This window comes from Paraburkholderia sp. RCC_158 (genome assembly GCF_041355255.1).
Classification (GTDB): domain Bacteria; phylum Pseudomonadota; class Gammaproteobacteria; order Burkholderiales; family Burkholderiaceae; genus Paraburkholderia; species Paraburkholderia graminis.
Genome location: NZ_JBFUPM010000002.1, coordinates 239,023 through 252,002, shown reverse-complemented (window position 1 = coordinate 252,002; position 12,980 = coordinate 239,023). Strand labels below are relative to the sequence as shown.

The 12,980-nt window shown below is 64.2% G+C and carries 12 protein-coding genes and 3 tRNA genes; 5 read left to right on the top strand and 10 right to left on the bottom strand.

Features of this window, described 5'->3' with window-relative positions:
* Positions 1 to 4: 4 nt before the first annotated feature.
* A complete protein-coding gene (locus tag AB6809_RS05565; RefSeq protein ID WP_029967764.1) occupies positions 5 to 916 on the top strand; it encodes a cytochrome c oxidase assembly protein in 912 nt (303 codons plus the stop codon).
* 138 nt (positions 917 to 1,054) lie between these two features.
* On the opposite strand, the gene AB6809_RS05560 is transcribed toward AB6809_RS05565, so the two are convergent.
* The 8 genes from AB6809_RS05560 to uvrC form a co-directional block, all read right to left on the bottom strand.
* Entirely contained in the window at positions 1,055 to 1,579 is a 525-nt protein-coding gene (locus tag AB6809_RS05560; protein WP_029967765.1) for a GNAT family N-acetyltransferase, read from the bottom strand.
* 145 nt (positions 1,580 to 1,724) lie between these two features.
* On the bottom strand, positions 1,725 to 2,705 hold the full coding sequence (locus AB6809_RS05555) for a sensor domain-containing diguanylate cyclase (RefSeq protein ID WP_029967767.1): 981 nt from the start codon (positions 2,703 to 2,705) through the stop codon (positions 1,725 to 1,727).
* A 186-nt stretch (positions 2,706 to 2,891) separates the two neighbouring features.
* Positions 2,892 to 3,650, bottom strand: a complete 759-nt coding sequence (locus AB6809_RS05550) for a TraB/GumN family protein (RefSeq protein ID WP_371026064.1) — start codon at positions 3,648 to 3,650, stop codon at positions 2,892 to 2,894.
* 160 nt (positions 3,651 to 3,810) lie between these two features.
* A tRNA-Cys gene (locus AB6809_RS05545) sits at positions 3,811 to 3,884 on the bottom strand.
* A 99-nt stretch (positions 3,885 to 3,983) separates the two neighbouring features.
* A tRNA-Gly gene (locus tag AB6809_RS05540) sits at positions 3,984 to 4,059 on the bottom strand.
* Positions 4,060 to 4,140: 81 nt separating this feature from the next.
* Positions 4,141 to 4,216: transfer RNA gene (locus AB6809_RS05535), tRNA-Gly, on the bottom strand.
* A gap of 219 nt (positions 4,217 to 4,435) precedes the next feature.
* Positions 4,436 to 5,029: a CDP-diacylglycerol--glycerol-3-phosphate 3-phosphatidyltransferase gene (pgsA, locus tag AB6809_RS05530; RefSeq protein WP_029967771.1), complete on the bottom strand. Its 594-nt coding sequence runs from the start codon at positions 5,027 to 5,029 to the stop codon at positions 4,436 to 4,438.
* A gap of 200 nt (positions 5,030 to 5,229) precedes the next feature.
* Complete coding sequence (gene uvrC / locus AB6809_RS05525) at positions 5,230 to 7,413, bottom strand: excinuclease ABC subunit UvrC (RefSeq protein ID WP_029967773.1); 2,184 nt, start codon at positions 7,411 to 7,413, stop codon at positions 5,230 to 5,232.
* A gap of 153 nt (positions 7,414 to 7,566) precedes the next feature.
* Here uvrC and earP point away from each other — a divergent pair, with 153 nt between their 5' ends.
* Positions 7,567 to 8,781 (top strand): elongation factor P maturation arginine rhamnosyltransferase EarP, encoded by a 1,215-nt coding sequence (gene earP, locus AB6809_RS05520; RefSeq protein ID WP_029967774.1) that lies wholly within the window; start codon positions 7,567 to 7,569, stop codon positions 8,779 to 8,781.
* A gap of 317 nt (positions 8,782 to 9,098) precedes the next feature.
* On the top strand, positions 9,099 to 9,656 hold the full coding sequence (efp, locus tag AB6809_RS05515) for an elongation factor P (protein WP_006051954.1): 558 nt from the start codon (positions 9,099 to 9,101) through the stop codon (positions 9,654 to 9,656).
* Between the two features lie 17 nt (positions 9,657 to 9,673).
* Here efp and AB6809_RS05510 read toward each other — a convergent pair whose 3' ends face one another.
* Entirely contained in the window at positions 9,674 to 9,859 is a 186-nt protein-coding gene (locus AB6809_RS05510; RefSeq protein ID WP_157140683.1) for a hypothetical protein, read from the bottom strand.
* A 56-nt stretch (positions 9,860 to 9,915) separates the two neighbouring features.
* Between AB6809_RS05510 and AB6809_RS05505 the strand changes: the two genes are divergently transcribed.
* Together AB6809_RS05505 and AB6809_RS05500 are read left to right on the top strand one after the other, a co-directional pair.
* Complete coding sequence (locus AB6809_RS05505) at positions 9,916 to 10,122, top strand: CsbD family protein (RefSeq protein ID WP_029967776.1); 207 nt, start codon at positions 9,916 to 9,918, stop codon at positions 10,120 to 10,122.
* A 356-nt stretch (positions 10,123 to 10,478) separates the two neighbouring features.
* Positions 10,479 to 11,861, top strand: coding sequence for a sigma-54 dependent transcriptional regulator (locus AB6809_RS05500; protein ID WP_006051952.1), 1,383 nt, complete (start codon positions 10,479 to 10,481; stop codon positions 11,859 to 11,861).
* Between the two features lie 73 nt (positions 11,862 to 11,934).
* Here AB6809_RS05500 and nagZ read toward each other — a convergent pair whose 3' ends face one another.
* The gene (gene nagZ / locus AB6809_RS05495; RefSeq protein ID WP_029967778.1) at positions 11,935 to 12,963 is read right to left on the bottom strand and encodes a beta-N-acetylhexosaminidase; all 1,029 of its coding nucleotides are present in this window, start codon (positions 12,961 to 12,963) and stop codon (positions 11,935 to 11,937) included.
* Positions 12,964 to 12,980: the final 17 nt, after the last annotated feature.

Here is a 12,980-nt window from a genome sequence, read left to right as displayed (position 1 = left end):
GGCAATGGACCTGCTGTACTGGCTCGATCCCTGGGAATTTTCGCCGACGGTCGTCGTCGCTCTGCTGCTGCCCGCCGTCCTGTTCGTGCGCGGCGCGCGCAAGGCGAAGGTGTCGGTGGCGCGGCACATTTCCTTCTGGTTCGGGCTCGTGGCGTTGTACGTCGCGTTGCACACGCGGCTCGACTATTTCTTCGAGCATGAGTTTTTCATGCATCGCGCGCAGCATCTGGTGCTGCATCATCTCGGACCGTTCTTTATCGCGCTGTCGTATCCGGGCGCGGCATTGCGCGCCGGCATTCCGTTCGGCTGGCGCCAGCGTTTCGTGCGGCCCGCGCTCGCCATGCCGTTCGTGCGCAAGCTGATCGACGTCGTGATGCATCCGGTCGTCGCGGTGACGTTGTTCGTCGGACTGATCTACTTCTGGCTGATGTCGCCGATCCATTTTGTCGCGATGCTCGACTGGCGGCTTTATCGCGTGATGAACTGGAGCATGGTGATCGACGGCCTGCTGTTCTGGTGGCTCGTGCTCGATCCGCGTCCGGCGCCGCCCGCGCGTTTGTCGCCCGGCAAGCGCGTGCTGGTGGTGATCGCCGCGATTCCGCCGCAGATCGTCCTCGGCGCGTTCATCTTCTTCACGCCGCGCGAGCTGTATCCGATCTATTCGATCTGCGGCCGCGCGTTCACCTGGCTTAGTCCGATGCGCGATCAACAGATCGGCGGGCTGCTGCTGTGGATCCCCGGTTCGATGATGAGCGTGATAGGTGCGCTGCTGGCGTTGCGCCACTGGATGCGTCTGTCGGCTCGCGGACGCGTGCGCGGGGAACGGCGTGCGGTGGTGGTGGCTAATGCGAGCAGGCCTACGAGCGGAACACTCACCGCGAAGGCGGTTTCGACGAGCGACGCGGGGCAGCGCTGAGGCGGGGCTATAATGCGCTGCCGTGGTCGGCTTTGCTGCTGATGCGCGGCTAACGCACGGCTGCGCCTTGCTCGCGGCTTGCGCGGTCTTACTTATCCCACGCCGCTCGGGCGTGCGCTCATCGCAGCCGAGTCTCCATCACGCCGAACGCATCCACACGTGCGGAATGCCGTCTTCCTCGTGAATCTCGGACACCGGCTCAAAACCAAACGCGCCATAGAAACCTTGCAGATGGGCCTGCGCATGCAGGCGAATCGGCGTGCCGGGCCACTGCTTGCGAATATGCGCGATCGCACGATCCAGCATCGCGTTGCCAAGACCGATGCCGCGAAATGCCGCGGTCGTCAGCACACGGCCGATGCGAATATCGGCGTCGTCGGCGTCGGGAAGAAGCACGCGCAGATAGCCGGCGAGCGGCGGACGCGCGGCACCCGTGAGCGCTTGCGCGGACGCATCCGCAGCCGGGCCGAACGCGAGCAGGTGCCATGCGTCGAGATCGAGTCCGTCGATATCGCCATACAGGCAGTTCTGCTCGATCACGAAGACAGCGCTACGCGCGGCGAGCATCGCGTAGACCTCCGCGCTCGTCAGTTCGTCGAACGCTTTCCAGCGCCAGTCGAGTGCCGCGACGCGGGCGGCGGCAGTGTGCTGCGGTTCAGTCATGAGAGCTTTGCTAAAAGAAAAAGGTGCGCCGTTTGATGGTGCGGCGTGATGACCGCATCACAGCGGCGATCGCGCAATTATGCCGCGCGCGGCGGTGTGCAACCACTTGCAATGAAGCGCAGTTCAAGCGCGACCCATTGGATACTCACGCCTCGCGCGCGGCCCGCGCCTTCGACGCCTGTTTGTGGCTGTACATCGCGGCATCGGCAGCGGACAGCAATTCGGCGATGGAACCGTGCCGCGCCGCGTCGTACTCGATCTGGCCCACGCTGAAGCGAATGCTGTAACCGCGTTGCGCCTGCGCATTGCGCTCGTCGAGTGAATGCGTGAGCCGCTCGGTCACTTCCTGCGTGGCGGCGGCGTCCGTGTCGCTGAGCAGGACGACGAACTCGTCGCCGCCCAGCCGCCCGATCACGTCGCTCTCGCGGAGCGTGCCGCGCAGCACGTCGGCAAAAGTCTTCAGCGCGCGATCGCCTTCCGCGTGACCGAACGTGTCGTTGATCTGCTTGAAATCGTTGAGATCGAAGAACAGCAGCGACGCGGGCCTGTCGAGCCGCTTGCAGACATTCAGCGCATGCTGCGCGAGCGCGGAAAAACCACGCCGGTTAGACAGCAGCGTCAGGTCGTCCAGCGTGGCGAGTTGCACGGCCGCGAGTTCCTGCTCGGCCATGCGTGCGAGATCGCGCAGCAGTTCGCGCTCTTCGTCGTCGAGCTCGCGCGGCTTCACGTCGATCAGGCATAGCGTGCCGAGCCTGCTGCCGTTTGGCACGGTCAGCGGACAGCCGGCATAGAAGCGAATATTCGGCGCCTCGGTCACGAGCGGATTGTCGTGGAAGCGCTCGTCGGCGAGCGTGTCGGGCACGGCGAGGATGTCATCGCCGAGGATCGCATGCGCGCAGAAAGAGACGTCGCGCGAAGTCTCGCTCGCTGTAAGGCCGACGCATGACTTGAACCATTGCCGGTTCGCGTCTACGAGACTGACGAGCGCGATCGGCACGCCGAACAGACGCTTCGCAAGCCGGGTGAGGCGGTCGAAGCGCTCTTCGGGCGGCGTGTCGAGAATATGCAGTGCGCGTAGCGTGTCGAGCCGCGTGCTTTCGTTGCTGGGAATCGGTGGTGTATGCATGGCGTGTCCCCTGAGACCATCTTGCGCGAGGCAGTGGCAATGTGGGCAATCCGGGCTGTGTCAATCGTGCGATTTTGCGCATCTGGACAAGTTCCCGGAAGCGTCGTCGTTACTCGTCGTCGTTGCTCGTCGTCGTTGCTCGTCGTCGTTGCTCGTCGTCGTTGCTCGTCGGCCTACTCGTCGTCGTTACTCGTCGTCGAGTATAGGTTGTGCGGGCCGCCCGAGGCATTCGACAAGGTTGCCCGGCCCGCATAGATGCAGCGCGCCGACCACCACCAGCGTTCGTTGCGCTTGCGGCAACAGGTCGCGCACGCGCTGCGCCCACAGACGATTGCGCGCATCGAGAATCGCGTGACGGATCGCGGGCAACGTGAAGATCGGCGATTCATCGGCGATGCGAGCCACGGCCGGCAGATCTCCTTCGAGCCATGCAGCATGCATGCGCTCGAGCGTGCGCTGCGGCTCGCCGGTATCGGACATCAGCAGTGAGAGCGCGGCAGCGACGGTGTCGAGCGGAATGGACTCGAGCGCGTCGGCGACCTCGCTCGCCGTCTCCAGATACCGATACGGTTTGCCATGCGCATTCGCCCACCGCAGCATGCGCGGCTCGACGCCGTCGACAAGCTGCTGGAAAAGTGTCGGCGCAACGATCAGCGTGGCCCACGGACGAAGATCCGCGAGCGGCGCCAACGGACCTTCCGTGGGCCAGGCGGCTTGCAGACGAGTCCAGGCGTCGGCGGGAACGAGCGATTGCAGAGCTTGTGCGCCGGCTTGTGTATCGGCTTTGAGGAACGGCAGGATCGTCGGCGGATCGGATTCGAAGACCAGCGTTTCGGCCCAGTCATAGGCTTCTTCGATCCAGGGCGGCGTTCTGCGGCTCGATGCGGGAAAGAGATGCATGGAGCCAAGCAGGCGCACGTTAGTGCCGGGGATGTGTAGATACATGCGCGTTGATGACGAGGACGAAAGCCGCATTGTGCGCCAGATCGTGCGCGCGTCGCGTAGCCGGCGATGCGCGTTGCACTCAACACGCAAGGCAAAGAGATTGTGAACGCGCAAAAAAGAAAAGCCCCGACATGGCGGGGCTTTTCTGCACTTCAACTACTGGAGGCGCGAGCCGGAGTCGAACCGGCCTAAACGGCTTTGCAGGCCGCTGCATAACCGCTTTGCTATCGCGCCGCAAGCGGATCGGAATCTAGCTGCAGATTCGCTGATTTGTCTCGTGGACAAGCTTCAAGTCCACCAAACAAAAAGGGAAGCGTTGCTTCCCCTGATGTATGGAGCGGGAGACGAGGCTCGAACTCGCGACCTCAACCTTGGCAAGGTTGCGCTCTACCAACTGAGCTACTCCCGCATTGCACTGCTTCGCAACGCCTTGCACTCTTACTTCGCAAAACTTAATTCGCCAAACCTACAACGCGCTGCTTCAAAAATCTGGAGCGGGAGACGAGGCTCGAACTCGCGACCTCAACCTTGGCAAGGTTGCGCTCTACCAACTGAGCTACTCCCGCGTATTGACTGCTTACTGCTGCGTACTACGCTCTACTGCACCCGATGTTTGAAACCGCGTGCATCGGAGAAACGAGATTATGGAGAAACGACTGAAACGTGTCAACCCCTTTAGCGAATCTCTTTAACTGAACAGATTTCACTCACGACGTGGCCGTGTCTCTCCGTCTGTCGCCGGCATGCGACCGACACGCGACCGCCACGCAAGCGAGCGAACGCACTCAGACGGCCCCGCCCCGCTCGCGAATTTGCGGCCACGCGAGCTTCATGTAATAGAGCATCGACCAGATGGTCAGGAAAGCCGCGAGATAGATGAGCCACAGACCCCACGTGCGCGTGTCGATCGCCACGCCGCCGCCGAACGGCAACACGCCGTTGAACAGCAGCATCGGAATCGCGACCATCTGGCAAGCGGTCTTGAACTTGCCGAGCGAATTCACGGCGACGCTCTTCGACGCACCGATCTGCGCCATCCATTCGCGCAGCGCCGAAATGGCGATCTCCCGCCCGACGATCACGAGCGCAATCGCCGAGTCGATTCGCGCGAGCTGCACGAGCACGAGCAACGCGGCGGTCACCATCAGCTTGTCGGCGACCGGATCGAGAAACGCGCCGAACGCCGACGTCTGATTCCACTTGCGCGCGAGGTAGCCGTCGAACCAGTCGGTCAGCGCGGCCAGCACGAAGATGGTCGCCGCCGCGAGATTGCGGTGCGCGGGGCTCATCATCATGTCGGGCAAATAAAACACGCCGACGACGAGCGGAATCAGAACGATCCGCAGCCAGGTCAGGAAAATCGGGAAATTGAACGGCATGGGCAGGCGCAGCGTCTGACGGGAGAGTTGCAATTGTGCCGTGTCACCGTGCCTGCCACAAGCAAAGCGGCCCGGAAGCGAGGCGTCGGCGCCGGGAATCGGCGCCAGGCTCGCGGGCGGCGTCCGCGCGCGTTTCGCAAGACGTAGCCACTTCGTAGCCACTTTCCAGTCGAACGACGCCATCCCGCGCGCGCGGCGAATCAGTGCAATTGCCGGTAGATCTGCTCGGCGAGCGCCTGCGAAATGCCCTCGACGCTCGCCAGGTCCTCGACGCTCGCCGCGACCACGCCGCGTAATCCTCCAAAGCGCGCCAGCAGCCGCTGACGCCGTTTCGCGCCCACGCCTTCGAGTTCTTCGAGCCGCGACGTCTGGCGCGTCTTGCCGCGCTTCGCGCGCATTCCTGTGATGGCGAAGCGGTGCGCTTCATCGCGGATCTGCGCGACCAGCATCAGTGCCGCGCTTTCCTTGCCGAGTTCGAGCGGCGCGCGGCCGTCGGCGAAAATCAGGGTTTCGAGGCCGACCTTGCGCCCCTCGCCCTTCGCGACGCCGACCAGCATGCCGGTGTCCAGCCCCAGCTCCGCGAACACCTGCCGCGCGATTTCGACCTGGCCCTTGCCGCCGTCGATCAACACGATGCTCGGCAAGATTCCGCCCGACGCGACCGGTTCGCCGGCCTGCTGCGTCAACGGCGGATTGTCGGCGGCGTCGCTTTGCAAGTCGGTGGCTTCGTCGACGGCATTCGCGGCGGCCTGCTCGACCATCTTCTCGTAGCGGCGCGTGAGAACCTGGCGCATCGCCGCGTAGTCGTCGCCGGGCGTGATGCCGGTGATGTTGTAGCGGCGATATTCCGACGACTGCATCTTGTGATGGTGATACACGACGCACGACGCCTGCGTCGCCTCGCCCATCGTATGGCTGATGTCGAAGCACTCGATGCGCACATGCGCGAGGTCGTCGCACTCCATGCCGAGCGTGTCGATAAGCGCGCGCGTGCGGGCCTGCTGCGAGCCCTGCTCCGACAGGAGCCGCGCGAGCGCGAGCCGCGCGTTCTGCTCGGCCATCGCGAGCCACGCGCGTCGTTGGCCTTGCGGCTGACGCAGCACCGTGACCTTATGCCCGGCCTGCTCGATCAATACGTCGACGAGTTCGCGCGTGGCCGGCGCGTGGCTGACCACGAGGACCGGCGGCACCCGGTTGCCGAGATAATGCTGGGCGATGAACGCCTCGAGCACTTCGGATTCGATGCCGGCTGCGGCGCGGGGTTTGGGTTGTTTCGCGGGCTCCTGGGTGGCGGCGGAATCGGCTTCGGCTTCGGCGTCGGCTTCGCCCGCCTCGTCTTCTTCGGGCGGCAACTCCTGTGCGATCGCGAGCGCGTCCGCATCGAGCGACCCAGCCTCGTTGCCCGCGCTCTCTTCAACTGACGACCCCGCATCCAACGCAACATCAGTAAGCGCGCCCTCATCGCTTGCGTCTTCCAGCCCGCCCTCGTCCGCGGTCAACGCACTTTCGACGTGCGCAGGGAAATACGCCTTGTCGCCGAGATGCCGGCCGCCGCGCACCATCGCGAGATTCACGCAGACGCGCCCGCCCAGCGCGACCACGGCGAGAATATCGACGTCGCTGTCGCTGCCGACCTCGATCGCCTGCTGATGCAGCACCGTCGACAGCGAACTCATCTGGTTGCGCACCGCCGCGGCCTGCTCGAACTTCAGCTCGCTCGCGAACGCATGCATCTTCTGCTCGAGCTCCTTCATCACTTCGCCCTGGCGGCCGAGCAGAAAGCGCGACGCGTTCGCGACATCGCGTGCGTAGTCTTCTTCGTTGATGTTGCCGACGCACGGCGCCGTGCAGCGGCCGATCTGATGCAGCAGACACGGCCGCGTGCGGTTGTTGAAGACGGAGTCCTCGCAGGTACGCAACTGGAACACGCGCTGCAGGATCTGGATGCTCTCGCGCACGGCCCACGCGCTCGGAAACGGCCCGAAGTACTGGTTCTTGCGATCCACCGAGCCGCGGTAATACGCCATGCGCGGAAACTTGTGACCGGTCAGCTTCAGATACGGATACGACTTGTCGTCGCGAAACAGAATATTGTAGCGCGGCGCGAGCGCCTTGATCAGATTGTTTTCGAGCAGCAGCGCCTCGGCCTCGGAGCGCGTCACGGTCGTCTCAATGCGCGCGATGCGCGTCACCATCATCGCGATGCGCGGCGACAGTTGCGTCTTCGTGAAATAGCTCGACACGCGCTTTTTCAGGTCGCGCGCCTTGCCGACGTACAGCACGGCGCCGTGCGTATCGTAATAGCGATAGACGCCTGGCAGATGCGGCAACTGGGCGAGCACTTTCTTGGGCTCGAATTCGATGCTTGCTTCGGGTTCGGTCATGCAGGATCGGCTGGTGGAACTGTCTTGCGAAGCGGCGCGCCGTGGGCCGCGCGCCGCATGAGCGCCGGCGCAAGAAAATCCGACGGGTGCTTCTTCGTGCGAGTGCTTTAGAATCGCCAGTTTAGAACATTCCGCGTCCGCCGGAGCCCTGCGATGTCCTCCACTGCGCCGCTTGCCGGCCCGTCTGCCGGCTCGTCTATCGAATCGCCCGCAGCGACGCCCGTAGCGATCGCCTGCGATATTTTCTGCGCGGTGATCGACAATTTCGGCGACATCGGCGTGTGCTGGCGCCTCGCGCGGCAACTCGCGAGCGAACACGGCTGGCAGGTGCGCGTCTTCGTCGACGATCTGCATGCGTTCCAGAGACTGTGCCCGTCGCTCGCGCTGGATCGCGCGCGGCAGACGGTGGACGGGATCGTCGTGGAGCATTGGCACACGCCCGCGCACGCGGGCGACACGCTCGAAATCGCCGACGTCGTCATCGAAGCATTTGCCTGCGAGCTGCCGCCCGTCTACGTGGCGGCGATGGCGCAGCGCGAGCGCGCGCCCGTGTGGATCAACCTTGAATATCTGAGCGCCGAAGACTGGGTCGCGGATTTTCATCTGCGGCCGTCGCCGCATCCTCGCTATCCGCTCGTCAAGACGTTCTTCTTTCCGGGACTCGGCCCGGGCACCGGCGGCGTGCTGAAGGAGAACCATCTGGAGGCAGCGCGCGCCGCGTTCGAAGCGTCGCCCGCTGCGCGCGACGCGTGGTGGCGGAAAACCGTGGGCCGCGCGCCGCCGGTCGGCGCCACGGTCGTCTCGCTGTTCGCCTACGAAAATCCCGCCGTCGACAGTCTGCTCGAACAATGGCGCGACGGCGACGAGCCGATCGTGCTACTCGCGCCGGAGGGCCGCATTTCCGGCGCGCTGGCGCGCTTTTTCGGGCTGGCTTCGTTCGGCGCGGGCGCGCACGCAGAACGCGGCGCGCTGAACGCGCACGGCCTCGCATTCACCGAACAATCCGGATACGACGCGCTGCTGTGGGCAAGCGACGTCAACTTCGTGCGTGGCGAAGATTCGTTCGTGCGCGCGCAGTGGGCAGCGAAGCCCTTTGTCTGGCACATCTACCCGCAAGCCGACGACGCCCATCTGCCGAAGCTCGACGCGGCGCTCGCGCACTACGCCCGCACGCTTCCCGCCGATGCCGCCTCTGCGCTCGCCGGCTTCTGGCATGCATGGAACGGCGCCGGCGCGCCCGACTGGGCAGCGCTGCGCCGCCACTACCCGGCGCTGCGGCGGCGCGCGCTCGAATGGGCCGGCGAGCTGGCGCAAGTCGGCGACCTCGCCGGAAATCTCGCCTTGTTCACAAAAACTCAGTTAAAATAAGCGGTTATCCAACGGCCGACGACGCAAGCGCGGTCCGATCGCAGCAAAAAATCCTGGTGTTTCCGGTTTCGTCCGAGCTCTTTTCCGACCTGAAACGGTCGCAAAGGCGAGGCAGAGTCGGAATAACCCGCGTCAGGACCATGCTGCCGAGCGGCGCCACTCGTGAATCCCGCGGCAAGCCAACCACGCTTCGTGCAACGCCTCCCGTCATGCCGCCTCGTCGCGGCGCGGCGCAAAGCGCAGGAAACGTCGAAGCCGCTTGCGCCGTATGCCGTTGAGCACAAGTTGAAGCTATTAATTTCGTACAGGACAGTTTTATGAAGACCGCACAGGAACTCCGCACCGGCAACGTCGTGATGATCGGCACAGACGCAATGGTCGTGCAAAAGGCCGAGTACAACAAATCGGGCCGCAACTCCGCCGTCGTCAAAATGAAGTTCAAGAATCTGCTGACCGGCGCAGGCATGGAAAGCGTCTACAAGGCAGACGACAAGTTCGACGTCGTCGTGCTCGAGCGCAAGGAAGTGACGTACTCGTACTTCGCCGACCCGATGTACGTGTTCATGGACGCCGACTACAACCAGTATGAAGTCGAAGCCGAAATGATGGGTGACGCGATGAACTACCTCGAAGACGGCATGGCTTGCGAAGTCGTGTTCTACAACGAGAAGGCCATCTCGGTCGAACTGCCGACCACGCTGGTTCGCGAAATCATCTACACGGAACCGGCTGTCAAGGGCGATACGTCGTCGGGCAAGGTGCTGAAGAACGCCAAGCTGAACACCGGTTTCGAGCTGCAAGTGCCGCTTTTCTGCAACATCGGCGACAAGATCGAAATCGACACGCGCACGCACGAGTACCGCAGCCGCGCCTAAACGCCGGCAACCTGATCTCAGCGCAATGCATCGCGCGCTGAGAAAAAATACGAAAGCGCCCAAATGGGCGCTTTTTCTTTTTTGTGCCGCCGAGTATCGTTGAGGAAAACTTTACCGGCAATTTTGTCCAAATTGCCGGTCGCGTTGCCCGATCTTGCCGCCCGCGCCGATGTAAGCCCTTGATCTAGCGAATCAAAGCGCATTGGCACAAGTCATGCTAGTCAGCACTTACCTTATGTTTGTCGACCGGAGATGCGAGATGAACAACGACATCGCTGAAGGCAAGTGGAAGCAGCTCGTTGGCAAGGCCAAGGCGGCGTGGGGCGAGCTCACCGACGACGAATTGACGCAGGCCGAAGGCCGCGCCGACCGTCTCGCCGGGCTGATCCAAGAACGCTACGGCAAGAGCCGCGAAGACGCCGAGCGCGAAGTGCGCCGCTTTTTCGACAGCAACCGCGATTTTTGACAGCAGAACCGACGTAAATACCGGCGCCCTTGCCGGCCACGCCGTGGCCGCAAGGATGCCGGCGGATTTGGACCGGGGGCAGCGCGACGTGCATCGGTGCGTCACGAACCGCCCTTTTGCTACAGCAAAGGACCCGAACTACGTGAGTCGACTCGCCGTCCGCTTCGCCCGGCGCCCTGCGCGCCGGATACCGCGCTCATGCCGACTGGAAGGCCGCTGCTACGCCGCCTCGGCTGAGGCTGCGCGCGTGGCGACGCATCCGACCGACAGTACCGGCCAGCCATCGTGCCCCCGCCACGCGCAGCAATTGCAGCGCGGCAACGGATATTCCATTCATTTAAAAAGTTGCGCTCGCCATGCCACACGCCCTGATTGTTGAAGACGATCCCAATAGCCTGTCTGGTCTGTCCGCCATTCTTGCTGCCGACGGCTTTTCCGTCGACACGGCGACGACCATCGCCGAGGCACGGGCCGCGCTCACACGCTTCATCCCCGATGTCGTGCTGGTCGACCTGAACCTCCCGGACGGCAGCGGGCTCGACCTGTTGCAGCATCTGCCCGCGCACCCGCCAGGCGGCGCGTTGCCGGTCATCGTCATGACGGGCAACGCGACCGTCGAAAGCGCGATCGAGGGCTTGCGGCACGGCATCTGGGACTATCTGCTGAAGCCCGTCAACATTCCGCGGCTGCGCAGTCTGCTCGCGCGCATTCCGCGGCCGTACGAGCTGACCGAGGAAGTTCAGACGCTGCGTACGTCGCTGCGCCAACTGGGCCGCTTCGGCTCGATGCTCGGCCGCAGCGGCGCGATGCAGCACGTCTACGACACCATCGAACATATCGCGCCGACGGAAGCGGCCGTGCTGATTTCAGGCGAAGCCGGCACCGGCAAGCAGGTCGCCGCGCGCACGATGCACGACATGAGCCGGCGCCGCAAAGGTCCTTTCGTGACGCTCGACTGCCGCAGCGCGGGCGGCACGGCGGCGCTCCGTTCGCTCGATAGCATTCTGTTCGGCCACGAACGCGGCGCGTTCAGCGGCGCGGAGCAGCGCGAGCCTGGTCTCTTCGAGCAGGCGAGCGGCGGAACGCTTTTCATCGACGAAATCGCGGAGTTGCCGCGCGCCCAGCAGGAGGCGCTGCTGCGCGCGCTCGATTCGCAGACCTTCATGCGCGTCGGCGGAACGAGCCAGGTGGTGACCGATTTCCGCCTGATCGCGTCGACGCGCAAGGCGCCGCGCGCCGCGGTCGCCGACGGCAGCCTGCACGAAGATCTCGCGCTGCGCCTCGAAGCCGCCGCCGTGACGCTGCCGCCGTTGCGCGAGCGCGGCGAGGACCCGGCGCTGATCGCGCAGGCCATCGTCGACGAACTGAATCAGGACGCCGCTGCGCGCGGCGCGTCGGATGTCGCGAAACAGGTCGGGCCGAATTTCCTGCGCGAATGTCTGAGCTACGAATGGCCGGGCAACGTGCGTGAGCTGGAGGACCGCGTGCGGCGCGCCTATCTCGCGTCGGGCGATGTGCTCGAATCGCTGCGCGCCGACGAAGCGGGCTCGGTCAACGGCCGCGATCTGAACGGCAGCCGCGTGCAGGTCACGGTCGGCACGCCGCTCGCGGATGTCGAAGAGATGCTGATTCGCGCGACGCTCGATGCGGTCGGTGGCACGCGTCATCGGGCGGCGTCGCTGCTCGGTATCAGTCCCAAGACGCTCTATAACAAGCTGCAGCGGATGCGGCTGAACTGACACGCGCGAACGTGCAATGAAAAACGGCGCCTTGTGAACAAGGCGCCGTTTTCTTGTTGCCTCCGCTCGCCGCTCAGGCGAACGCGCTGCGCAGCAACGTCTGCGCTTGCAGATACTGCGGCTGCGCGACCAGCTTGCTCCACTTGAGCGCCTTGCCGCGCGGGCGCATGCGCTTAAGCCGCTGCTGCGATTCCTTCGACGGCGTGAAGCGCAACTCGTCCAGCACCTTTTCGGCCTGTTCCGGCTGATTGCAGATCAGCACCATGTCGCAGCCGGCCTGCAGCGCCGCGGTCGCGCCTTCGGTCAGCGTGCCGCCCTGCCGCGCGGCTTCCATCGACAGGTCGTCGCTGAAAATCGCGCCTTCGAAGCGCAGCTTGCCGCGCAGAATCTCCTGCAGCCACACGCGCGAGAAACCCGCCGGCTTCGAGTCGACTTGCGGATAGACGACGTGCGCGGGAATCACCGAGCCCAGCGACAAACCGAGCCAATCGTACGGCGCGACGTCGTCGCGCAGAATTTCGTCGAGCGAACGATCGTCGACGGGCATCGCGACGTGCGAATCGGCATGGGCAAAACCGTGCCCCGGAAAATGCTTGCCGCAGTTGCTCATGCCGGCCAGCGCGAGACCGTGGTTGAGGCTCTTGGCAAGCAGCGTCACCACGCGCGGATCGCTATGAAACGCGCGATCGCCGATCACCTGCGACTGCCCGTAGTTCAGATCGAGCACCGGCGTGAAGCTCATGTCGACGCCGCACGCGCGCAGCTCGGAAGCGAGGATATAGCCGACCGCGGTCGTGACCTTGGTGGCGTGCAGAACGTCGCTGTCCCACAGCGCGCCGAGCTTGCCCATCGCCGGAAGCACGGTGAAACCGTCGGTGCGAAAACGTTGCACGCGGCCGCCTTCGTGATCGACCGCGATCAGCAGATCGTCGCGAATCGCGCGGATCGAATCGGTCAGCGCGATGAGTTGCGCGCGGCTCTCGTAGTGGCGCGCGAACAGGATCACGCCGCCGGTCATCGGGTGAGCAAGGCGGCGCTTGTCGTCGTCGTTCAGCGTTTTGCCGACGACGTCGAGCATCACCGGTCCGGGAATGGTTTTCATCGAATTCCGTTGGAAGA